Raw genomic sequence first — 22,676 nt, 5'->3', positions numbered from 1 at the left:
TGCCCTGATTCTCACACCGTGGGGGAAACGCACCCCTGCTTCTTGAGCTGGACGTCCTGGCATGACCGCCTGCACCGGCGCCTGCTAATGCAGCCGCAGCTGCTGCCCCAGGGCAGCTCTCTGCTGCTGGCGGTATCCGGCGGACAGGACTCCATGGCCTTGCTGGCGTTGCTACAGGATCTGAAGCCCTTGCATGGCTGGGGCCTGAACCTGTGGCACGGCGATCACGGCTGGCATGGCAACTCCAGCCGAATCGCCGCGGAACTGAGCAGCTGGTGCCAGCAGCGGCACCTCTCCCTACTGGTGGACCAGGCAGCACCGGGAGAGGTGCCCAGCGAAGCCAAAGCCCGGCAGTGGCGTTACGAACGGTTGGCCCAACGAGGCCGCCAAGCGGGCGCCGATGTGGTGACGGGCCACACCGCCAGCGACCGGGCCGAAACGATGTTGCTGCAGCTGGCCCGCGGCAGCGACCTGGCCGGCCTGGCGGCCCTTCCCAGCGTCCGCCCCCTCAGCCCAGAAGGCCCCCGGCTGCGCCGGCCGCTGCTGCACCTGCAGCGCAGAGACACCCTCCAGATCTGCCGGGACCTGGCCCTGCCGATCTGGGAGGACCCCAGCAACCAATCCCCCGAGTTCGCCCGCAACCGAATACGCCAGGAGGTGCTGCCGGTGCTGGAGGCACTGCATCCAGGCAGCACGCAGCGGATGAGCGATTTGGCCGAACGGGTGTCCCAGGTGCGGGACATTCAGACGGAACTCAGCCGGATGGCGCTGGAGCTTCTGCAAACCGCTACCGGCCTGGACCGCCGCGGCCTGGGGGCATTGAGCTCAGCCAGCCGCCGCCTGCTGCTGGCGCAGTGGCTGCAGCAGCAGGGGGTTCCAGCCCTGCCGGCCAGCCAGCTTGACGAACTCAGCAAGCGACTGGAAAGCGGTGCCCCCGGCGGTACGGCCGATCTTTCCGGGGGCTGGCAACTCAGCTGGAAGGGGGGGGAGCTGGTGCTGCAGCAGCGCGAAGCAGGGCGTTAACCGCCGCGGCCACCAGACCCGCTCCACCCCTGCTGCTCTCCAAACGGATCTGGGCCAGGCCACTGGCCGCCAGATGCTTCTTGCTTTCCGCCACCCCCACAAAACCCACCGGCATGCCGATCACCAGGCTGGGGGCTGGAGCACCGGCAGCCACCTGCTGCAACAGCACCTCAAGGGCAGTCGGCGCACTGCCGATCAGCACCACCGGAGCCGGAGACGCCAGCGCGAGCGCGCGCCAGGCCTGTTCCATGCCCGCCGCCGTGCGCGTTGAACCCGCCGGCGCCACCTCGGGTGCCCACCCAAGCACCGTATGCACGGCAGTGCCGAGGGTGCGTTGGGCCATCGGGGCCACCGCCGCCGCCGCCATCGCGGTGTCCGTCAGGATCGGCGCCCCCTGCTTCAGCGCTGCCAAACCCTGCTCACAGGCCCCCTCGCTGAACCGCAGCAGTGTTCCCAACGAGAGATCGCCGCTGCTGTGCACCAGCCGTTCCAGCACCTGCTGTTGCAGCGGCGGCAAACCCGTGTCCCCCAATGCCGCCCGGATCCGCCGGATGCTTTCGGTGAAGATCGGGTGGTCCTGGGCCATCCACGCCATCATCAACCCATGCCGATCCATCTGCTCTGGGGTGATGACGCCGCTGCGCGGGACAGGGCCATCGATGCCCTGATCGGCAAGGTTGTCGACCCCAGCTGGAGCAGCCTCAACCTCAGCCGCCTGGATGGGGCCGATGCGGGTCAGGCCCTGCAGGCCCTCGAGGAGGCGCGCACCCCTCCCTTCGCCACGGGCGAACGGCTGGTGCTGCTGCAGCGCAGTCCGTTCTGCAATGGCTGCACCAGTGAACTGGCCGACCGGTTTGAGGCCGCCCTCGAGCTCATCCCCGACAGCAGCTACCTGGTGCTGGTGAACCCGGCCAAACCCGATGGTCGCCTGCGCACCACCAAAGCCCTGCAGAAACGGATCAAAAGCGGGCTCGATCAGGAGCAGAGCTTTCCGCTACCGGCCGCCTGGGATGGCAACGGCCAGCGCCAGCTGGTGCAACGCACGGCCGAAGCCCTGGGCCTGAAGGTGGAGCCCGATGCCATCGACGCCCTGGTGGAGGCCATCGGCATCGACAGCGCCCGGCTCGAATCGGAACTGCGCAAGCTCTCCCTGCGGGACACCAGCATTTCCGCTGCACGGGTGCAGGAGCTGGTGGGAGGGCGCTCCACCAACGCCCTGGCCGTGGGCGATGCCCTGCTGGAGGGCAACCCCGGCGAAGCGATCGCCCGCTGGGATGCCCTGATCGAAGCCGGGGAACCAGCCCTACGCATCGTGGCCACCCTCACCGGTCAGATCCGCGGATGGCTCTGGGTGAGCCTGCTGGAACAGCAGGGGGAACGGGATGTGGCGGTGATCGCCAAAGCCGCTGGGATAGGCAACCCCAAACGCATCTACGTGATGCGCAAGCAGCTACAGGGCCGCCCGCCCAAGCGCTTTCTCTCGCTGCTCGGCCGTCTCCTGGAGGTGGAGGCCCGGCTGAAACGCGGCGCTCAACCGGGCGATGCCTTCCGCGACGGCCTGCTGGGCTGATCGCTGCCCGCCAGGTGAGAAAATCCAGCGTTGCTGAAGCCCGGTCCATGGCCCTCCTGGTGCAGAAATTCGGGGGCACCTCCGTCGGCAGCGTGGAACGCATCAAGGCGGTGGCTGATCGGATCGGACGTTGCCGTGAAGAGGGACACGACGTGGTTGTGGTGGTCTCCGCCATGGGCCACACCACCGATGAATTGACGGGTCTGGCCAACGCCATCACCTCCGCCCCCACCCAGCGGGAGATGGACATGCTGCTGGCCAGTGGCGAACAGGTGTCGATCGCCTTGCTGGCGATGGCCTTGAACGCCCAGGGGGTCAGTGCGACGTCGATGACCGGTCCACAGGTGGGCATCGCCACGGAATCCACCCATGGCCGGGCCCGGATCCTCGGGATTCGCACCGACCGAATCCGCAACCGCCTCGCGGCTGGCCAGGTGGTGGTGGTGGCCGGTTTCCAGGGCACCAGCACCAGCAGCGATGGCCTCAACGAAATCACCACCCTCGGGCGCGGGGGCTCCGACACCTCTGCTGTCGCCCTGGCGGCGGCCCTGGGTGCCGATGCCTGCGAGATCTACACCGATGTTCCGGGTGTGCTCAGCACCGATCCGCGCAAGGTGTCCGATGCCCAGCTGATGGAGACGATCAGCTGCGACGAAATGCTGGAACTCGCCAGCCTTGGGGCCTCCGTGCTGCATCCCAGGGCCGTTGAGATCGCCCGCAACTACGGCGTGAACCTTGTGGTGCGCTCCAGTTGGAGTGATGCCCCCGGCACCCGGATCACCAGCCGTTCAGCCCGTCCGATCAGCAGCAGCGGCCTCGAGCTCGGCAGTCCTGTGGATGGGATGGAGGAAGTGGACGGACAGGCCGTGCTCGCCCTCTCCCACATTCCCGATCAGCCTGGAATTGCCGCACGCCTGTTTGAAACCCTCTCCGAGGCGGGAATCAATGTGGACCTGATCATTCAGGCCACCCACGAGGGCAGCAGCAATGACATCACCTTCACGGTGGCGGAAGCGGATCTCGAGCTGGCCCGCGCTGTAAGCCAGAAGGTTCTGGATCAACTGGGCGGCGATCTGGCGTCCGAAGCAGGGCTGACGAAGCTGAGCATCAGCGGGGCCGGAATCATGGGGCGCCCTGGCATTGCCGCCGGCCTGTTCAACTGCCTGTGTCAGCAAGGCATCAACCTGCGCCTGATCGCCACCAGTGAGGTGAAGGTGAGCTGCGTGATCGACTCCGGCGCCGGCAAAAAGTCGGTTCAAGCCGTGCAGGAGGCCTTCGACCTGGAGGACTCGCAAATCCGCATCAATCCCACCGACAACGGCAGCGGGGAACCGGAAGTGCGCGGCGTCGCCCTCGACCGCGACCAGGTGCAACTCAGTGTTCGCCACGTGCCCGATCGACCCGGCACTGCAGCGGCGCTGTGTTCAGCCCTGGCGGACAACAGCATCAGCCTCGATGCGATTGTTCAATCGGAACGTCAGCACAACGACGGATCGCGGGACATCACCTTCATCCTGCGCAAGGACGACCGCGCCCGCGCCGATGTGGCCCTGGCCCCCCTGCTGGCCCAGTGGCCCGGTGCCGCTCTGGAAGATGGTGATGCCATTGCCCGGGTGAGTGCTGTGGGCGCGGGGATGCCGGCAACGCCCGGCACAGCGGGGCGCATGTTCCGGGCACTGGCGGATGCAGGCATCAACATCGGCCTAATCGCCACGAGCGAAATCAGAACCAGCTGTGTGGTGGCCGAAGATGTTGGCGTTCAGGCACTCCAGGTGGTGCACGCCGGATTCGGACTGGGAGGTGAGGAGCGTCACACCGCCCAAGGCACCGCTTCACCGCAGGACCCCGACTAACGCTCTACAACGAGGGGACTGGCCCCCAACGCGTGGACGCCGATTTCGAGCAGCACTACCAAGCCGCGGAACGGGCCTATGGCCTCGGGGAGTACGCCGAGGCCATAGGCCCTCACCTCAGCGTTGTGGGATCAACTCCAAAGCGCATCGAACGAGCACGACCCAAGCTTGATCTTGGGCTGGAGGGCGGTGGTGTCGTTGCTCCTGGGTCACATCCAACTGCATGGGCTCCAGCAACCGGAGCAAGCCGCCATCTCCTACGAACGGGTGCTGCAGGGTGAAGTGGACGCCACCATCGCCGCCCTGGCGGAACAGGGGCTAAAGCGCTGCCGATCAGAAGACATCACCAGCGGAGCAGGTACGACGCCCGCAACCAATGGCGCCAGCCCAGACCTGCTCAAGGATCCCTTCCTGAGCACAGAACCCGATCAAGCCCGGCCAGCACCGGCTGATGTGGTCACCGCAATGCCGTGGTTGACCGGTGATGAGGAACCCCGGGCCATGCCAACTGCGGATCCCTCTCCCACTGCGACTCCTGTGCCGGATCCTGTGCCAAGTCCACAGCCCACGGTCAACCCCGAAGCCAATGCAGACGTGGAGAAGCAGGAACCAGAACCCACTGCAGAAGAACAACCCCACGACACCATCGAGCCAGCGCCCCAACCCCAGGAGCCTGCGGCTACGAAACTTTTGGAACACTCATGGCTCCGCGTTCAACTCCAGCCTGAAACCAAAAGCCCCGCCGACTCCGTGGAGCCGATGGGGCTGATCAACAGGATCAAAGGGGTCTTCGTCCGGTCAGCTGGCCGCTGAACGGCGACGACGGGTACGACCTGCAGGCATCTCCGGTTCCGGGGAAGCTGGGGCTGCCTTTTCAGCCACCGGCTGAGGAGTCACTTTCTCCACCACTGCAGTTGCCGCCGCTGCACGCACGTGGGCCGGTGTTGCCGAGCCAGAGCGGCCATTGCTCTGGTTGTTCCGAACCGGAGCGGGGGTTCCACCACCGCCATTGCGACGGGCATAGGGAGAGCCACCGCCACGGCCACCGCGACCGCGGGGAGCCGGACGGTCATCGGGCTCAGCATCGGCACGACCCTTGTAGACCGGTGTGCCACCAGGAGCCGGCTGCACCAGACAGAGGATCAGCGGCTCCACCTGCAGTTCACGGCGCATCCGGCGGCCAAGGCCCACCTCCACTTCACGCTGCACACCCATCCAGTCCACCTCCGGTGCCTTGCCACCGGTGTTGCGGCAGAGCTGCTTCCAGCGGTTTTCAAGCACCCACTTGATTTCGCGCTCCACCCACAACGACATCTTGCGGGCATCGGCTGTGGTGACCACACCCCGCAGATTCACGCGCGGCGGAGCAACCATGGCGCCATCGGTGCTGATGGCAGCGAGGATCGTCACGACGCCGTCTTCCGCCAGCTGCTGACGTTCCTTCAGCACCCTGGCATCGACGATGCCGTTGCGGGATTGATCCAGCAGCTCGATGCCCGCCTTCACGGCATTGCCTTTGCGGATCGAATCCGGGGTGAGCTCCACCACATCACCGTTGTCGATGATCAGGGTATTGTCGACGGGAACCCCCATCGAATGGCCGGTGCGGGAGTGCTGCACCAGCATCCGGTGCTCACCGTGCACCGGCACGAAGAACTTGGGCCGGGTGAGCGCCAGCATCAGTTTCTGGTCTTCCTGGAAGCCATGGCCGGAGACGTGGATGCCTTCACCCTTGCCGTAAACGACCTTGGCGCCAAGCATCATCAGCTTGTCGATGGTGTTCACCACGGAAATGGTGTTTCCGGGGATTGGGCTGGCCGAGAAGATGATCGTGTCGGTGGTCTTCACCTTCACCTGGGGATGCTCCCCGCGGGAGATGCGGCTCAGGGCAGCCAGCGGCTCACCCTGGCTACCGGTCATCAGCAGCAGCGTTTCGCGATCGGGCACATCATTGATCTGCTTGATCGGCACAAACAGTTCGTCCGGAGCGCGCATGTAGCCCAGTTCCCGCGCCTTGGCGATCACGTTGAGCATCGAGCGGCCCAGCAGCCCCACCTTGCGGCCGTTCTTCAGGGCCAGCTCCAGAATCATCGACACGCGATGAATCGAGCTGGCGAAGGTGGTGACGATCACCCGCCCTTCGGCATTGGCGATGTGGCGATCCAGGTTGGGGAAAACTGAGCGCTCCGGCGGGCAGAAGCCAGGAACCTCGGAGTTGGTGGAATCGCTGAACAGACACAGGACGCCCTTGTCACCGTGGTGAGCAAGGCGGGCCATGTCGAAGTTTTCGCCGTCGACCGGGGTGTGGTCGAACTTGAAGTCACCGGTGAAAATCACGGTTCCCACCGGTGTGGAGATGGCCAGCGAGAAGCTGTCGGCCATCGAGTGGGTGTTGCGGATGAACTCCACGGAGAAGTGCTGACCCACCTTCACCACATCGCGCGGACCGACGGTCTGCAGGGTGGTGCGGTCGCGAACACCGGCCTCGTCCATCTTGCCGGTGAGCATCGAGAGGGCCAGCCGCGGCCCGTAGATCACGGGAATGTTGAAGTGCTTGAGGTGGTGGGCAATGCCACCGATGTGGTCTTCATGACCATGGGTGACGATCATGCCGCGGATCCGCTTCTGATTCTCGCGCAGGAAGCTGGTGTCTGGCAGCACCACATTCACCCCGTGCATGCCGTCGCTGGGGAAAGCCAGACCGGCATCCACCAGCATCAGGTCATCGCCGTACTCGAACACACAGGTGTTCTTGCCGATCTCGTGCAGACCACCCAGGGGAATCACCCGAAGGCAGGGCTCCTGACCCTTGCTGGATCGCGCGTTGTTGGCCATGAAAAACGATGTGTAAAGAACGGGTTGCGTAAGCCGATAAGCCGGACCGGGCTAGGTCTGACGGAGGGCGGCCATGGCGTTGGAAAGCGAACGTTTCATGTCGTCAGAGAGGGGACAGAGGGGCGGACGAGGCGCACCGACAGACCAGCCATTGAGTTCCAGGGCAGCCTTGACGGGAATCGGATTGGTGGTGGCGAACAGGGCCTTGAACAGAGGAATCAACGCGTCGTGCAGGGCGAGTGCGGAGGCACCATCGCCGTTCAGATAGGCCTCGATCATGGCGCGGATCTCAGGGCCCGCCACATGGCTGCCCACACTCACCACTCCCACGGCACCCACCGCAAGCATCGGCAGGGTGAGGCCGTCGTCACCGCTGTAGATTGCCAGCTGCGGACCGCAGGCCAGCCGCAAGGCCGTGACCTCTTCCGTGGTGCCGCTGGCGGCCTTGAAACTCACCACGTTGGGGCAGTCCATCAGCCGGGCCACCGTGGCCGGAGCGATGCTGCAGCCGGTGCGGCCAGGGATGTTGTAAAGCATCAACGGCAACTCAGGAGCCGCTTCAGCGATGGCCCGGAAATGGGTTTCCAGGCCCTCCTGGGGTGGCTTGTTGTAATAGGGCACCACAACAAGAGCGCCATCGGCGCCGGCCGCCGCCGCTTCCTTGGTGGCCTCCACCGCTTCGGCCGTGCAGTTGCTGCCGGTTCCCGCCAACACCTTGGCGTTATCGCCTACGGCATCACGAACCGCCTGCAGCAGTTGCAACTGCTCGTCCCAACTGAGGGTGGGCGATTCACCGGTGGTGCCGCACACCAGCAGTCCATCGGAGCCCTGCTCCACCAGATGCCGCGCCAGGTTTGCAGCAACGGTTAGATCCACAGCACCGCTGGCGTCAAAAGGGGTCACCATCGCGGTGACCACACGGCCGAAGGGGGTTGGGGAGAGGGTGGCGGCCTGGGTCATCACTTCTCGATCAACAGTTCAGCGATCTGAACGGCATTGAGAGCAGCTCCCTTGCGGATCTGATCGCCACACAACCAAAGCTCCAAGGCATTGGCATCACTGATGTCCTGACGGATCCGCCCGATCGCCACCGGATCGCGACCGGTCACATCCGTTGGCATCGGGAAACGGTTCGCCGCCGGGTCGTCAATCAGCTCCACACCGGGAGCAGCCGCGAGCAGCTCACGTGCTTCATCAACTGGGAAGGGGGACTCGAACTCGATGTTCACTGCTTCGGAATGGGCCCGCAGCACAGGAACGCGCACGCAGGTTGCGGTGAAGCGCAGATCCGGCAGACCCATGATCTTGCGGGTCTCGTTGACCATCTTCATCTCCTCCTCGCAATAGTTGTTGTCCTGCAAGGGGGAGTTGTGCAAAAAAAGGTTGAACGCCAGGGAGTAAGGCAGCACCTCTCCCTTGGGGGTTCCGCCGTCCAGCACCGTCTGCGACAGATTTTTCAGCTCTTCCATGGCGCGGGCGCCAGCGCCACTGGCGGATTGATAGGTGCTCACCACCACCCGGCGCATCGCACGCTTGGCCGCCAAAGGCGCCAAAGCCAGGGTGAGCAGGATCGTGGTGCAGTTCGGATTGGCAATCACGCCTTTGTGGGCGAAGGCCGCGTCGGGATTGACCTCGGGCACCACCAGCGGCACACCCTCCTCCATCCGGAAGGCGCTGGAGTTATCCACCATCACCCCACCGGCGGCGGTGATCGCCTCGCGCCACTGCTTCGAAACAGAACCACCGGCCGACGCCAGCACCAGATCGACCCCCTCAAAGGATTGGGCCGACACCTCTTCCACCGTGAGTGTGCGGCCGTTCCAGGCTTGGGTCTGACCGGCAGAACGAGCCGACGCAAGCAGCTTCAGCTCACCAACAGGGAAACGGCGCTCCTCAAGCAGCAGCAGCAGTTCCTGGCCAACAGCACCGCTGGCACCGAGAACAGCAATGTTGAGAGGACGGTTGGGAAGGGTCGAAGACAAGCGGTGGAGTGAACGATCTGAACGAAAACCCGTCGTTTCTCAGACCCGACATCACTACGTAGAGAACGTGATGCCGGCCTAGCGACGCGCTCAGCTTACCGATCCAGCCTGAATTCACCGGTTGCATAAAGTGCTGGGCTGCCCTTTCCCTTCCCCCATGAGCGCTGCAGCCCTGAAGGTGACCACCGAAGCCCGCCCCAGCAGCCGCCTGGCAGTGACGGTCACCGTTCCTGGGGAGCGCTGCAAGACCAGTTACGAAGACGCCATCACCAACCTGAGCCGCAGCATCAACCTGCCGGGCTTCCGCAAGGGCAAGGTGCCGCGCACGGTGCTGGTGCAGCAGCTGGGTGGCGTGCGGATCAAAGCCACGGCTCTGGAGAAGCTGATCGATAACGCCTGGCGTGACGCCATCAAGCAGGAATCGCTGGAACCGATCAGTCAGCCTGATCTGAGCAGTGGTTTCGACGGCCTGCTGGAGAGCTTTGAGCCCGGCAAGGAACTCACCTTCACCCTGGAAGCCGACGTCGCCCCGACGCCGAAGCTGAAAACCACCAAGGGACTGAAGGCGGAATTTGAAACCGTCGCCTACGACGCCTCCCGGGTCGACGCGATGCTTGAGGATTCCCGCAAGCAGATGGCCACGGTCGTGCCTGTGGAAGACCGTGCCGCCAAGAACGGCGACATCGCTGTACTCGGCTTCAAGGGCACCTACAGCGATGACGGCAGCGAGATCGAGGGCGGCAGTGCCGATTCGATGGATGTGGACCTGGAAAACGGCCGGATGATCCCCGGCTTCATCGAAGGTGTTATCGGCATGAAGATTGGCGAGACCAAAACCGTGGATTGCCAGTTCCCTGACGACTACCCGAAGGAGGACGCCCGCGGACGTAAGGCCGCCTTCGAGATCGAGCTGAAGGACCTCAAGACCCGCGAACTGCCCGAGCTGGATGACGAATTCGCCAAGCAGGCCAGCGAACAGGAGACCCTGGCGGACCTGCGCAAAGATCTGGAGCAGCGGCTCAAGGACGACGCCGAACGCCGTCAGACCAGCAATCGCCGCGATGCCCTCGTCGCCGCCCTGGTGGAGCAGCTCGAAGTGGAACTCCCGGAAGCCCTGATCCAACAGGAAAGCCGCAACCTGCTGGAGCAGACCGCAGCCCAGTTCGCTCAGCAGGGCATGGACGTGAAGTCGCTGTTCACGCCCGACCTAGTGCGCAACCTGATGCAGAACTCCCGCCCCGAGGCCGAAGAGCGTCTGCGCCGCAGTTTTGCCCTCACCGCCCTGGCTGAAGCGGAGGACATCAAGCTCGACGACAAGGACGTGGACGCCAAGATCAAGGAGGTGAAGAAGGAACTCTCCGCCGACGCCAAGATCGATCCCGAGCGCCTGCGCCAGGCCGTGATGGATGACCTGATGCAGGACCGTCTGATGGGCTGGCTCGAGGAGAACAGCACCCTCACCGAAAAGGCACCGGCCACTGACGAGAGCAAGGCTGAAACCAAGAAAAAGACCGCCGCCAAGAAGACCGCCGCTAAAAGCAAGTCCAAGGCGGACGCCAAGGACTGAGCAACGCCCATAGATTGGCCCAACTTCACCGCAGACCGATCGCGTGATCGACGCCCGCAGTCACCACCCCATCCAGAACCGCTGGCGGGCCGCCATGCCCGTCTCGGCACCGGGGCCTCTGCCCACGGTTGTGGAACAGTCCGGTCGCGGCGACCGCGCCTTCGACATCTATTCCCGCCTGCTGCGGGAGCGAATCATCTTCCTCGGCACCGGTGTGGATGACGCCGTCGCCGATGCCCTGGTGGCGCAGATGCTGTTCCTCGAAGCCGAGGATCCTGAGAAGGACATTCAGATCTACATCAACTCACCGGGCGGGTCGGTGACCGCTGGTCTGGCGATCTACGACACGATGCAGCAGGTTGCTCCTGACGTGGTGACCATCTGCTACGGCCTCGCCGCCAGCATGGGTGCCTTCCTGCTCTCCGGAGGCACCAAGGGCAAGCGTCTCGCTTTGCCCAATGCCCGGATCATGATTCACCAACCCCTCGGTGGCGCCCAGGGGCAGGCGGTGGACATCGAGATCCAGGCCAAGGAAATCCTTTATCTCAAGGAAACCCTGAACGGGTTGATGGCGGAACACACAGGCCAGCCGCTCGACAAGATCTCGGAAGACACCGACCGCGACTACTTCCTTTCTCCGGCAGAAGCGGTTGAATACGGCCTGATCGATCGCGTGGTGGACAGTTCCGGGGACGGAGGAATCATTACGGAGGGCTGACAGACGCCCTTCCGTTCTCGATCCTGTGTGTTCAGGGAGACCCCATCGGTTGATTCCTGACTTGTTCTCCTGTGTGGTGCCCAGCGTTCGATGGCCAAGTTCGACGCCCATCTGAAATGTTCGTTCTGTGGGAAATCCCAGGACCAGGTGCGCAAGCTGATCGCCGGACCTGGCGTCTACATCTGCGATGAATGCATCGATCTCTGCAACGAGATCCTGGATGAAGAGCTGGTGGATGGGCAGGGCAACCCACGCCACAGCCATGAGCCGAACCGAAAGGCCACACCAGCCGCTCGCAAGAGCAGCAAACCGGCCCCGACCCTGGCTTCCATTCCCAGGCCTCAGGACATCAAGAGCTTCCTGGATCAACAAGTAGTCGGCCAGGACGCCGCCAAGAAGGTGATGTCGGTGGCGGTCTACAACCACTACAAACGTCTGGCCTGGCAGGGGGATGGCCAGGGCGAAACCGAGGAAACGGCAACCCGGCTGCACAAGAGCAACATCCTGCTGATCGGACCCACCGGCTGCGGCAAGACGCTGTTGGCCCAGACCCTGGCCGAAATGCTGGACGTGCCCTTCGCCGTGGCCGATGCCACCACCCTCACCGAAGCGGGCTACGTGGGTGAGGACGTCGAAAACATCCTGCTGCGGCTGCTGCAGAAGGCCGATATGGATGTGGACCAGGCCCAGCGGGGGATCATCTACATCGATGAGATCGACAAGATCGCCCGCAAGAGCGAGAACCCCTCGATCACAAGGGATGTGTCCGGCGAAGGTGTGCAGCAGGCCCTGCTGAAAATGCTGGAGGGAACTGTGGCCAACGTGCCGCCCCAGGGCGGGCGCAAGCACCCCTATCAGGACTGCATCCAAATCGACACCAGCCAGATCCTGTTCATCTGCGGTGGTGCCTTCGTCGGTCTGGACGACGTGGTGCAGAAACGCATGGGCCGCAATGCCATCGGCTTCATGCCCAGCGACGGCCGTGGACGCAGCCGCGCCAACCGCGACCTTCAGGCCGCCCAAGTGCTGCGGCACCTGGAGCCGGATGACCTGGTGCGCTACGGCCTGATCCCCGAATTCATCGGCCGGATGCCGGTGAGCGCCGTGCTGGAGCCGCTGGACGAAAGTGCGCTGCAATCGATCCTCACCGAACCCCGCGATGCTCTGGTGAAGCAGTTCCGAACCCTGCTGAGCATGGACAACGTGCAGCTGCAGTTCGCCGATGACGCCATCGAGGCGATCGCCCAGGAGGCTCACCGGCGCAAGACCGGTGCCCGCGCCCTGCGCGGCATCGTTGAGGAGCTGATGCTGGACCTGATGTACGACCTGCCATCGCAGACATCAGTCAAGGAGTTCACCGTCACCAGGGCGATGGTGGAGGAACACACAGGCGGCAAGGTGCTGCCCCTGCCTGGCACGGAACAACAGAAGACCGCCTGAAGTCTTGGCTGCCGCTGACCACCTGGAGGTGCCGCGTCAGCACGGCCTGTTCAACCACCACGGCATCGACCTCGGGGACGGAACCGTCGCCCACTATCTGGAAGGGCGTGAAATCCTGCGCAGCCCCTTGGAGGATTTCAGCCAAGGGCAACCGTTGCGGGTGATCAACTACGTCGAGGCGTCTCCGCCTGGTGTGACCCTGCGCCGGGCCATGGGGCGCCTGGGAGAACAGGACTACAACCTGCTGTTCAACAACTGCGAGCACTTCGCCACCTGGTGCAAAACCGGACGGCATCGCAGTGGGCAGGTGGACACCGTGCTGGAACGGGCCCGCCACTGGAGCGGGCTGATGCCTTCGGCGCTGATGCGGGGCCTAGAGCTCCTGGTGCAACGGGGCCTGCTTGATGACGACGCCCGCGCCATGGCCAGGCGGGGTGTGGAGAAGTTGGAACGCCTGCGCCTCTCGCTGCTGCACAAGTTGGAGGGTCTGCTGAAACGGGCAGGAAAGGGAACGGATCGCCGGCTTTTGCTCACGGGCCAAAGCCTGGCCGATGAATTGGCTGCCGTCGAAGACCTCAAACAACGAATTGATGCCCTGCTCCAGCAGCACCCCGCCCTTCCAGGCTCCGATTCCTCTGAGTAATCTCCTCTCAACGCTCGCGGCGCATGAGTTCGGCCTACCAGCCGCTGCATCACAAATACCGACCCCAGCGCTTTGATCAGCTGGTGGGGCAGGAGGCGATCGCCGCCACCCTGGGCCACGCCCTCACCAGCAATCGCATTGCCCCGGCCTATCTGTTCAGCGGCCCCCGCGGCACCGGCAAAACCTCCAGCGCCCGCATCCTGGCCCGCTCGCTCAATTGCCTGAACAGCGAGGGGCCCACACCAGAGCCCTGTGGCATCTGCGAGCTCTGCACCACGATCGCCGCCGGCACCGCCCTCGATGTGATCGAGATCGATGCCGCCTCCAACACCGGCGTCGACAACATCCGCGAGCTGATCGAACGCTCCCGCTTCGCACCGGTGCAGGCCCGCTGGAAGGTGTACGTGGTGGACGAGTGCCACATGCTCTCCACCGCAGCCTTCAACGCCCTGCTGAAAACCCTGGAGGAGCCGCCGCCGCAGGTGGTGTTCGTGCTCGCCACCACTGACCCGCAACGGGTGCTACCGACGATCCTGAGCCGTTGTCAACGCTTTGATTTCAGGCGCATTCCTCTGGATGCCCTCAACAATCATCTGAGCTGGATCGCCGAACAGGAAGCGATCGAAATCAAGCCTGAGGCCATTCATGTGGTGGCCCAGCGGTCCCAGGGAGGCCTGCGGGATGCGGAAAGCTTGCTGGATCAGCTGAGCCTGCTGCCGCCGCCGATCGAAGCCGCTGCGGTGTGGGATCTGCTGGGGGCAGTCCCCGAACAGGAGCTGTTGGAACTGGTGGGGGCCATGAGCAGCGCCGAACCTGTGCAGCTGCTGGAGGCCACCCGAAACCTGCTGGACCGGGGCCGGGATCCCGGGGCCGTGCTGCAGGGTCTGGCCGGGATGCTGCGGGATCTGGTGTTGATGGCGGCCGCTCCAGACCGACTGGAACTCACCAGCGTGTCGCCCGAGTTCCGCGAGCAACTGCCCGCCCTCGCCAAGGCCATCGGCCGGGCCCGCTTGCTGCAATGGCAGGCCCAACTGCGCGGCACCGAGCAACAACTGCGCCAAAGCGTGCAGCCGCGCCTGTGGCTGGAAGTGCTGCTTTTGGGGTTGCTGGCGGAACCGGTACAGGCTCAGAGCACAGCCACAGCTCCGGCCCCAAGACAACCAGCGACAACACCAGTCGCACCTCCGACTCCCACTCCTTCCGGCGCAGCGCCTACAGCAGCTACAGCCCCAGCAATCGAGGCGCCCACCCCCAGCCCAAAACCTGCCCCTGCGCCATCCCCGGAACTTCCGACGGTCTCCACCCCTGCACCGGCAGCCAGCACCAACCTGCCCGAGCTCTGGCAACAGATCCTGGGCAGCCTCGAACTGCCCTCCACCCGGATGCTGCTTTCGCAGCAGGCCCAACTGGTGCGCCTGGATGCCAACCGTGCCGTTGTGCAGGTGGCAGGCAACTGGATGGGGATGGTGCAGAGCCGGGCATCCCTGCTGGAACAGGCCGTGGCCAAAGCGCTTGGAGGCTCGAGGCAGCTGGTGCTGGAGGCCAGCAACAGCGCCATGCCACCTCCGCTGGCAACAGCCCCGGTCACACCACCATCAATCACTCCACCGACCACACCCCCCCCGGTCGCACCGACCATCACAACAACTCCGGTCGAGCCGCCAACACCGGTACCGGCCCCAATGCCGGCTCCCTCAGCAACACAGGCGCCAGCTCCGGTGCCAACGCCAGAACTGCCGCACACCCAAACCAAACCTTCGGACGCCAACCCGACAGCTGCACCAACAAAATCAAGCGCTGAAGCCAGTCCTCCCTCAGGCCTGGATCGTCAGGCCCGCAACCTGGCGGACTTCTTCAACGGTCAGGTGCTCGACGTTGACGACGTCAACTGAGAGAACGTCGAGTCGGCGAACTCCCCCCCCCCCCGGTCATGCCGTCCAACAGGCAACAAGCTCAGGCCTGAACCGGATGCTCCACACCATGGCTGGTTTTGGCCCAGACCAAGCGTTTGGGGAGGAGTGACATCCGCAGCGTCACCCAGGGAATCACCACAAACCAGTGGCCGAGGTAGGCAATCGCCACAAGGAGATTGGCCAGGCTCGCTGAGGGGATCTCCGGCCCCTCGCTGCCACTGCGACAGCCGCGCCAATAAGCCAGACCCGAAACGCTGAAGGCCACCACAGACAAGGGCCAGTAGACCGGCAGGCTTCGAGTGATCAGAGCCGTGCTCAGATCAGCGAAGGACACCACCGGCAGGGCGTACTGGAGCAGAAAAAAGGCCGTCAGATCCCAACGCTGGCGAAGACTCAACTGCGCTGAGGTGAGCACCGGCCAGTAATCAAAGAAGCGCTGCAAACCGCCTTCCGCCCAGCGCTGCCGTTGTTTCCACAGGGCATGGAGACCAGGAACCGCCTCTTCCTGGACCGGAGGGTCCCACAACAATCCCACCAAGGCCCCATGGGTCAGCAGGCGGAAGCTGAGATCCAGGTCATCGGTGACGGTGTCTTCGTTGAAACCACCACTGGACTCGAGCACGGAGCGCTTGATCAGCTGTCCGTTCCCCCGCAGTTCGGCCACGCCTCCATTGGCCAGTCGGCCCGACTGGATCACCGCATCCAGAGCCATCTCCATCGCCTGTGATCGGGTCAACCAACTGCGATCGGCATCAATCACGGCCTTTCGCAGCTGCACCGCCGACCAGCCACCCTCCAAGGCGTAGGGAACAAGGCGCTCGAGCAAGTCGTCCTGCAGCTGAGCATCCGCATCAAGCACCAGCAGCCACTCACCTTTGAGGCAGCCCAAAGCGGTGTTCAGCGCACCCGACTTGCCCCCACCGGCATTGCGCTGGCGATGAATCACGTTCAGCTCAGGGTGCTGGCCGGCCAGATCGTCCAGCAGCTCAGAGGTTCGATCAAGACTGCCGTCGTCGATCACCCATGTGGTGAGCTGTCCGGATGGATAGCGCAGGGATGTGAGCCGTTCCACCAAACGCGGCACCACCGCCTCTTCGTCGCGGGCGGCCACCACCACATCCAGGCTGGGAAGCGTCGTCCGATCAATCTCCGGCACCGACGCCGATGACCCACGCGTCAGCTGCCCGCGCATGACGGAACGGAGGCCATAGCCCCCAAGCATCAGGGCAAGACTGATGGCGGGCCAGAGCGAACGGGCGGAGTCCAGCCAGTGGGGAGCAGCACCAGCACATCCGCAGGCGAACAGGAACGCTGCCGATTTCACCCGACGGTGATCACCCGATGTGGCGTTCGAGCTCATCCAGCTGCCCAGGTGGGAAGGACTTTAAGGGGACTGCACCAGTGTTGAGAGTGGGCCGTAGACAGTCCCTGGGTAGTAATGGCTCAGGATCCGCTCCACGGGCCAGCCACGCCAGGCCAGATCAATGGCTCCAGCCTGCGACAAACCGGCCCCATGGCCAAAGCCACCACCCACCAACAACCAGTGTTCGCCCCCCTGAGGCTCCAAGACGAACAGGGTGCTGGGCAGCGTGCGAAGGGTGCGACGAATGGCATCCAACTTGAGGATGACCGGAGCGGCGTCGCTGCTGCCTGAGATCTGCAAGGCCAGCACCCTGCCGCTGGCGCCCCGCTCGAGCACCTTCAATTCCACAGGCGAAACCAGCGGGTCTGCGGCTGCGCCGAGGGCCTGACGCAAAGTCGGACCCGAAAGGATTCGGGTCCAGCGGAAGCGGGGGTGCCGCTGGCCAAAGGCCCCGCTGCGATCCGCCAGCAACTCTTCCACCGCCTTGCGCTGCTGCAGGGGCAAGGGATGACGGTTGCTCCAGCCCTCATCCCCATCCGGCTTCGCACGCAGATAGGTGGTGGGCTGCATGGCCCAGGCTTCCGGCCCGGCAGCCATCACCCCGCCATTGGTGGCGTGATACACGGCGCTGATTGGCCGGTTGTTCAGGCTGAGCAACTTGCCCTGGGTGGCTGCAATCGCCTCGCGCACAGCAGCTCCCGCACTTCGGGGATCGCTGTAGACCTGACACTGGGTGTCGCTGCAGAGGTGATAGCCATCAATGCTGAAGCGATGGCTGTTGGCCAGAGCCCAGGTGCGCGCCAGAACGGTCTGGGCCTGCAACGCCGCCATCGGTGAACCGGCACCGATCTCGTGGGGCACCACCCCCTCGAGGTAGCGCTCCACCGGCACCTGCTCCACCAGCGTCCAGCTGCCGTAGGCATCCCGTTGCAAGCGGAAGGGCCCCTCAAAACGTCCACCCGCCCAGAGCAACCCATCCGAGGCCTCAATCAAGACAGGTCCTTGCAGGGGGCGCTCACCCTCCGGGGTCTGCAACACCGCTTCGACGGTGCTGGTGACGGTGCCTTGCCAATCACGCACCGCCAGACCGTCGGGAACAGGCGAGCCCTCCGGCGCCCACACCTCCCACTCCTTGGGATGGGCCACCTCGGCCGCAACCCCCAAAGCACGCCAACGGGAGGCGACACGATCCGCCGACTCAAAGCTGGCGTAGGGACCTGCAATCCGGCGGGCCAACTGGAGCGGACGGGCCAAGGCGACGCTTCGCCAGGTGATCACGAAACCTGAACCACTGCCTTGCTCCCCGGTGGCGTCGCGAAGGCTGAGCGAGCCGGCAAAGGCACGCAGATTCAAAGGAGCTGCTGTTTCCGCAGCACCGAGATGATCCGCCAAGGCCACCCAGAGCACCGGTTCATGACCTTCAACCCGCGGTGGGTCAGCGACGGAACGGTGCGTCGCCCGCCGAACCGGTTCCACCACCGGGGGCTCAGTCAGGGTGGGTTGCAGGCCATCACCCTGCTCACGGACGCGGCAGCCCAGGCCCACGCAAAGCAGCAATGTGAGCGTCAGGAACCGAATCATTCAGCAGGGGGCACGTCGGGACGTATTGTTGTCGTTTGTGTCCGAACGAGCAGACCAATGCCCAAGCTGAAGACCCGCAAAGCTGCCGCGAAGCGGTTCAAAGCGACCGGCACTGGCAAATTTCTGCGTCGTCGCGCTTTCCGGAACCACCTGCTGGACCACAAAACGCCCAAGCAGAAGCGTCATCTGGCCACCAAGGCCGTGGTGGACCGCACCGACGAAGAGCGCGTGACCCTGATGATGCCCTACGCCTGAGCACAGCTGCTCAGACGAGACCGTTCAACAAGACCTGATCCAACCCTTCCAACCTCATGGCCCGCGTCAAGAGAGGCAACGTCGCCCGTAAACGCCGCAACAAGATCCTGCGGCTGGCCCGTGGCTTCCGTGGTGGCAACGGAACCCTGTTCCGTACAGCAAACCAGCGGGTGATGAAAGCCCTCTGCAATGCCTACCGCGATCGTCGTCGTCGCAAGCGCGATTTCCGTCGCCTCTGGATTGCCCGCATCAACGCCGCTGCCCGCCTGAATGGTGTGAGCTACAGCCGTCTGATGGGCGGTCTCAAGAAGGCCGATGTGCGCCTGAATCGCAAGATGCTGGCTCAGCTGGCGGTCGTTGACCCCGGCAGCTTCACCAACGTTGTGGCTGCAGCCAAGAGCTGAATTTTCCAACCGTGAATCTGCTGCCCCAGACCTACCTGCTGGGCCTGGTCGGCCTGCTTGCCATCGTTGCGGTGGTGGTGGGCCGACAGTTTTTGCGTGTGCGTCGCGATGAGGCACGCCTGATTGAGCTCGAGAAATCCGACACGGCCTCGTCACGACAGGCGTCTGATCTCTACGAGCTCGGATCCGTTCAATTACGGAAGAGGCTGTATCCACAAGCAGCAGCCACCTTGAAGCAGGCCCTGAAACGCCTGAGTGATGAGCCGGATGAAGCCCGTGCGCTGATCGAAAACGCGCTCGGCTTTGCTTTGGCCGCACAAAAGGATTACTCCGGTGCCACCAAGCACTACAGGCTTGCTCTGAAGGCAAAAGCCGACTACCCCGTCGCCCTCAACAACCTGGCTTTTGCTCAGGAGAAGCTGCTGAAGGACGCTGAGGCGATCTCCCTCTATGAGCAGACACTTCAGCTGGAACCCGACAACACCACCGCAAAGAAAGGACTGAAAAAACTCAAGCGTCGGAACGGCTGAGCTCTTTCAGATGTCCTCAAAACCTCAAGAGTTTGGGGTCACCAGAGCGGCTGAACCGGAGGTTCTTCCTGGCAGCTTGCGGTCATCGCCAAGCGTCCACCCACTCCAGTGGCGGGGTCGGCCACGTTGATCAATCGAGGCGCCTGCCAACTGGTGGGACTGAACATCTGCAGGCCGAGGAAGACGCCACCAGGCTCAACGCCAGCGATCAGGGGATCCGCCAAGGGGATGAGATCCAGCTGATCCGACTTGGCATGGAGATTGCCTTGAACCGGCGTGGTGACGGAACCAAGGGTCATCGTGCCCCGGAGATCCACCATCTGGCCCATCGCCGTCATCTGGGTGATGTCCAACGTGACATCGACGGTGGGGTTGCCATCGAAGGGCTCAAAGGTGCCGCACCACTGTCGGGGCAGCGATTCCGCCAGCTCTGCAGCGCGTGCGACTGGATCGAAACTCTCCACTTCGCGTTCCTTGAGCTCCAGGGGAACCGCCAACTGAATCGGATCCAGAGGCAACTGGGGATTGGTCTGGAACGGCACCTGGCTGCCAACCGGGAGATCCATGGCAAGCAGGAACGGCATGGAAGACGATGGATGATGAAGGAACGGTAGGCCCTTCTGCTCAGACGCGTCATGGATTCGCCCTCCCCCAGCTCCGACCCCCTGACCATTGGCGGGCGTCAGTTCAACAGCCGTCTGTTCACGGGCACCGGCAAATATCCATCCATGACGGCGATGCAGCAGAGCATCGAGCGATCCGGCTGCGACATGGTCACGGTGGCTGTGCGTCGGGTGCAGACCGTGGCGGCAGGCCATGAGGGCCTGATGGAAGCCATTGATTGGCAACGGATCTGGATGCTGCCCAACACCGCGGGCTGCACCAATGCGGAGGAAGCGGTGCGTGTCGCCAGGCTTGGACGGGAGCTCGCCAAGCTGGCGGGACAGGAGGACAACACCTTCGTGAAGCTGGAGGTGATTCCTGACGCCCGGCATCTTCTGCCCGATCCGATCGGCACCCTGAACGCCGCCGAACGCCTGGTAGAAGAAGGGTTCACGGTGCTGCCCTACATCAATGCCGATCCCCTGCTGGCCAAACGGCTGGAGGAGGTGGGATGCGCCACGGTGATGCCTCTGGGCTCTCCGATCGGCTCGGGCCAGGGGCTCAACAATGCCGCCAACATCGGTTTGATCATCGAAAACGCCGGGGTGCCGGTGGTGGTGGACGCCGGCATTGGTGTTCCAAGCGAGGCGGCACAGGCCCTCGAAATGGGCGCCGATGCCGTGCTGGTCAACAGCGCCATCGCCCTGGCGGGCGACCCCGCCGCCATGGCCGAGGCCATGGGCCAGGCGGTGATGGCCGGGCGGACCGCCCACCTTTCCGGGCGCTTGCCGCGGAGGGATCAGGCCTCTGCCAGTTCACCGACCACGGGCCTGGTGCAGACACCCCAATGAAGTGAAGAGACGTGAAGTGAGGTGAAGCCTGCTTCACAAAGGCAGGCAATGAGCATTTGGACTCATAAGGTCCGACCAGTCGCATTGGACCCATGTCGGTCACCACGGAAGACGGCGGTCGTCTCAACGCCTTCGCCAAGGAGCCACGCATGGAGGTGATGGACGACGCCACCAGTCAGAGCCGCAACCGCAGCTCAATGATGATGCTGGTCAGCGGTGGATTGATCGTGGCCGCCATGGTGGCGGTGACCGTCGCCATCAGCTGAGACGGTTCACACTGAAAATCCCTGTAGTAGCTTGCCAAGACTGAGCATCACGCTCGTTCCAGCAGGAGTTTGGGGTGAAAGTTCTCGTTCTCGGCGGTGACGGCTTCTGCGGCTGGCCCTGTGCGGTGAACCTGGCGGATCAGGGCCACGACGTTCTGATCGTGGACAACCTCAGCCGTCGCAAGATCGACATCGACCTTGAAGTTGAGTCGCTGACGCCGATCGTGAGCATCGGTGAGCGCCTCAAAGCCTGGGAGGAAACCGGCGGCAAGCCGATGCGGTTTGTCCACATGGACATCGCCCATGAGTACCAGCGGTTGCTGGATCTGCTTCGGGACGAGCGCCCGGATTCCGTGGTCCACTTCGCGGAACAGCGGGCCGCCCCCTATTCAATGAAGAGCAGCGCCACCAAGCGCTACACCGTCGATAACAACGTCAACGGCACCCACAACCTGCTGGCGGCGATCGTTGAAAGCGGTCAGGACATCCACGTGGTGCATCTGGGCACCATGGGCGTCTACGGCTATGGCTCCCACCGCGGCGCCACCATCCCTGAGGGCTACCTCAAGGTGGAAGTGCCCCAGCCCGACGGCAGCCGCTTTGAGGAGGAAATCCTCCACCCGGCAAGCCCCGGCAGCGTCTATCACATGACAAAGACGCTCGATCAGCTGCTCTTCCTCTACTACAACAAGAACGACAAGGTCCGCATCACCGACCTGCACCAGGGCATCGTCTGGGGAACCAACACCGATGCCACAGACCGTGACCCGCGGCTCACCAATCGCTTCGATTACGACGGCGATTACGGCACGGTGCTGAACCGCTTCCTGATGCAAGCCGCCATTGGCTACCCGCTCACCGTTCATGGAACCGGGGGCCAGACCCGCGCCTTCATCCATATCCGCGATTCCGTGCGCTGCGTCCAGCTGGCGCTGGAGAACCCTCCGGAACAAGGGGAGCGGGTGAAGATCTTCAACCAGATGACCGAAAGTCATCAGGTGGGTGAACTGGCCAAGAAGGTGGCCGCCCTCACCGGCGCTCAGGTCAACAACCTGCCCAACCCCCGCAACGAGGCCGTTGAAAACGATCTGATCGTGGACAACCGCTGCTTCATCGAGCTGGGCCTCAACCCCACCACCCTCGATGACGGCCTGCTGAAGGAAGTGGTGGAGATCGCCACCCGCTATGCGGACCGTTGCGACCGCAACCGCATCCTCTGCACCTCCGCCTGGACCAAAACCCAGGCCCAGGCCATCGGCACCGCGTCCTGATCGAGCTT

General features: G+C 63.9%; 22 protein-coding genes. 15 read left to right on the top strand and 7 right to left on the bottom strand.

What is annotated here, in order from left to right:
- Nucleotides 1-42: 42 nt before the first annotated feature.
- Nucleotides 43-1,023: a tRNA lysidine(34) synthetase TilS gene (gene tilS, locus AAXE93_RS06550; protein WP_390129245.1), complete on the top strand. Its 981-nt coding sequence runs from the start codon at nt 43-45 to the stop codon at nt 1,021-1,023.
- Here the strand turns inward: tilS and AAXE93_RS06545 are convergent.
- On the bottom strand, nt 971-1,618 hold the full coding sequence (locus AAXE93_RS06545) for a precorrin-8X methylmutase (protein WP_390129242.1): 648 nt from the start codon (nt 1,616-1,618) through the stop codon (nt 971-973). The two genes, tilS and AAXE93_RS06545, sit on opposite strands and share 53 nt — an antisense overlap.
- Nucleotides 1,619-1,627: 9 nt before the next feature.
- Between AAXE93_RS06545 and holA the strand changes: the two genes are divergently transcribed.
- The 3 genes from holA to AAXE93_RS06530 all read left to right on the top strand — a co-directional run bounded on the left by holA (nt 1,628) and on the right by AAXE93_RS06530 (nt 5,259).
- Nucleotides 1,628-2,593 (top strand): DNA polymerase III subunit delta, encoded by a 966-nt coding sequence (gene holA / locus AAXE93_RS06540; protein WP_390129240.1) that lies wholly within the window; start codon nt 1,628-1,630, stop codon nt 2,591-2,593.
- Nucleotides 2,594-2,640: 47 nt separating this feature from the next.
- Nucleotides 2,641-4,446 carry an aspartate kinase gene (locus tag AAXE93_RS06535; protein ID WP_390129237.1) on the top strand — a complete coding sequence of 602 codons (1,806 nt, stop codon included), beginning with the start codon at nt 2,641-2,643 and terminating at the stop codon, nt 4,444-4,446.
- 189 nt (nt 4,447-4,635) lie between these two features.
- Complete coding sequence (locus AAXE93_RS06530) at nt 4,636-5,259, top strand: hypothetical protein (protein ID WP_390129235.1); 624 nt, start codon at nt 4,636-4,638, stop codon at nt 5,257-5,259.
- Here the strand turns inward: AAXE93_RS06530 and AAXE93_RS06525 are convergent.
- From AAXE93_RS06525 to AAXE93_RS06515, 3 genes are read right to left on the bottom strand one after another with little or no spacing between them, the layout of a single operon-like run.
- Nucleotides 5,245-7,281, bottom strand: coding sequence for a ribonuclease J (locus AAXE93_RS06525; protein ID WP_390129233.1), 2,037 nt, complete (start codon nt 7,279-7,281; stop codon nt 5,245-5,247). The two genes, AAXE93_RS06530 and AAXE93_RS06525, sit on opposite strands and share 15 nt — an antisense overlap.
- Before the next feature lie 51 nt (nt 7,282-7,332).
- On the bottom strand, nt 7,333-8,241 hold the full coding sequence (gene dapA, locus AAXE93_RS06520) for a 4-hydroxy-tetrahydrodipicolinate synthase (RefSeq protein ID WP_390129231.1): 909 nt from the start codon (nt 8,239-8,241) through the stop codon (nt 7,333-7,335).
- On the bottom strand, nt 8,241-9,263 hold the full coding sequence (locus AAXE93_RS06515) for an aspartate-semialdehyde dehydrogenase (RefSeq protein WP_390129229.1): 1,023 nt from the start codon (nt 9,261-9,263) through the stop codon (nt 8,241-8,243). Before AAXE93_RS06515 ends, dapA begins: the two co-directional genes overlap by 1 nt.
- A gap of 157 nt (nt 9,264-9,420) precedes the next feature.
- Between AAXE93_RS06515 and tig the strand changes: the two genes are divergently transcribed.
- The 5 genes from tig (at nt 9,421) to AAXE93_RS06490 (ending at nt 15,523) form a co-directional block, all read left to right on the top strand.
- Entirely contained in the window at nt 9,421-10,830 is a 1,410-nt protein-coding gene (gene tig, locus AAXE93_RS06510) for a trigger factor (RefSeq protein ID WP_390129226.1), read from the top strand.
- A gap of 43 nt (nt 10,831-10,873) precedes the next feature.
- Nucleotides 10,874-11,548 (top strand): ATP-dependent Clp endopeptidase proteolytic subunit ClpP, encoded by a 675-nt coding sequence (clpP, locus tag AAXE93_RS06505; protein ID WP_186494226.1) that lies wholly within the window; start codon nt 10,874-10,876, stop codon nt 11,546-11,548.
- Nucleotides 11,549-11,638: 90 nt separating this feature from the next.
- Nucleotides 11,639-12,988, top strand: coding sequence for an ATP-dependent protease ATP-binding subunit ClpX (gene clpX, locus AAXE93_RS06500; RefSeq protein WP_390129223.1), 1,350 nt, complete (start codon nt 11,639-11,641; stop codon nt 12,986-12,988).
- A gap of 4 nt (nt 12,989-12,992) precedes the next feature.
- A complete protein-coding gene (locus tag AAXE93_RS06495; protein WP_390129221.1) occupies nt 12,993-13,631 on the top strand; it encodes a lecithin retinol acyltransferase family protein in 639 nt (212 codons plus the stop codon).
- 23 nt (nt 13,632-13,654) lie between these two features.
- Complete coding sequence (locus AAXE93_RS06490) at nt 13,655-15,523, top strand: DNA polymerase III subunit gamma/tau (protein ID WP_390129218.1); 1,869 nt, start codon at nt 13,655-13,657, stop codon at nt 15,521-15,523.
- A 61-nt stretch (nt 15,524-15,584) separates the two neighbouring features.
- Here AAXE93_RS06490 and AAXE93_RS06485 read toward each other — a convergent pair whose 3' ends face one another.
- Both AAXE93_RS06485 and AAXE93_RS06480 read right to left on the bottom strand, forming a co-directional pair.
- Nucleotides 15,585-16,904 (bottom strand): glycosyltransferase, encoded by a 1,320-nt coding sequence (locus AAXE93_RS06485; protein WP_390129215.1) that lies wholly within the window; start codon nt 16,902-16,904, stop codon nt 15,585-15,587.
- A gap of 24 nt (nt 16,905-16,928) precedes the next feature.
- Nucleotides 16,929-18,488, bottom strand: a complete 1,560-nt coding sequence (locus tag AAXE93_RS06480; protein WP_390129213.1) for a SpoIID/LytB domain-containing protein — start codon at nt 18,486-18,488, stop codon at nt 16,929-16,931.
- Between the two features lie 57 nt (nt 18,489-18,545).
- Here AAXE93_RS06480 and rpmI point away from each other — a divergent pair, with 57 nt between their 5' ends.
- From rpmI to AAXE93_RS06465, 3 genes are read left to right on the top strand one after another with little or no spacing between them, the layout of a single operon-like run.
- The gene (rpmI, locus tag AAXE93_RS06475; RefSeq protein ID WP_006852081.1) at nt 18,546-18,743 is read left to right on the top strand and encodes a 50S ribosomal protein L35; all 198 of its coding nucleotides are present in this window, start codon (nt 18,546-18,548) and stop codon (nt 18,741-18,743) included.
- A gap of 56 nt (nt 18,744-18,799) precedes the next feature.
- Nucleotides 18,800-19,147 carry a 50S ribosomal protein L20 gene (rplT, locus tag AAXE93_RS06470; RefSeq protein WP_011363098.1) on the top strand — a complete coding sequence of 116 codons (348 nt, stop codon included), beginning with the start codon at nt 18,800-18,802 and terminating at the stop codon, nt 19,145-19,147.
- 11 nt (nt 19,148-19,158) lie between these two features.
- A complete protein-coding gene (locus tag AAXE93_RS06465; RefSeq protein WP_390129208.1) occupies nt 19,159-19,677 on the top strand; it encodes a hypothetical protein in 519 nt (172 codons plus the stop codon).
- Between the two features lie 38 nt (nt 19,678-19,715).
- On the opposite strand, the gene AAXE93_RS06460 is transcribed toward AAXE93_RS06465, so the two are convergent.
- Entirely contained in the window at nt 19,716-20,261 is a 546-nt protein-coding gene (locus AAXE93_RS06460; RefSeq protein WP_390129206.1) for a hypothetical protein, read from the bottom strand.
- 51 nt (nt 20,262-20,312) lie between these two features.
- Here AAXE93_RS06460 and AAXE93_RS06455 point away from each other — a divergent pair, with 51 nt between their 5' ends.
- The 3 genes from AAXE93_RS06455 (at nt 20,313) to AAXE93_RS06445 (ending at nt 22,668) form a co-directional block, all read left to right on the top strand.
- Nucleotides 20,313-21,131 (top strand): thiazole synthase, encoded by an 819-nt coding sequence (locus tag AAXE93_RS06455; protein WP_390129204.1) that lies wholly within the window; start codon nt 20,313-20,315, stop codon nt 21,129-21,131.
- Between the two features lie 92 nt (nt 21,132-21,223).
- Nucleotides 21,224-21,397, top strand: a complete 174-nt coding sequence (psb34, locus tag AAXE93_RS06450; protein ID WP_115131458.1) for a photosystem II assembly protein Psb34 — start codon at nt 21,224-21,226, stop codon at nt 21,395-21,397.
- A 74-nt stretch (nt 21,398-21,471) separates the two neighbouring features.
- The gene (locus AAXE93_RS06445; RefSeq protein ID WP_115009693.1) at nt 21,472-22,668 is read left to right on the top strand and encodes an NAD-dependent epimerase/dehydratase family protein; all 1,197 of its coding nucleotides are present in this window, start codon (nt 21,472-21,474) and stop codon (nt 22,666-22,668) included.
- Nucleotides 22,669-22,676: the final 8 nt, after the last annotated feature.

Origin of the sequence: Synechococcus sp. HIMB2401, from assembly GCF_042883245.1 — a bacterium.
Classification (GTDB): Bacteria; Cyanobacteriota; Cyanobacteriia; order PCC-6307; family Cyanobiaceae; genus Parasynechococcus.
The sequence above is the reverse complement of the archived record's forward strand: the minus strand, read 5'-3'. Positions and strand labels throughout refer to the sequence as shown.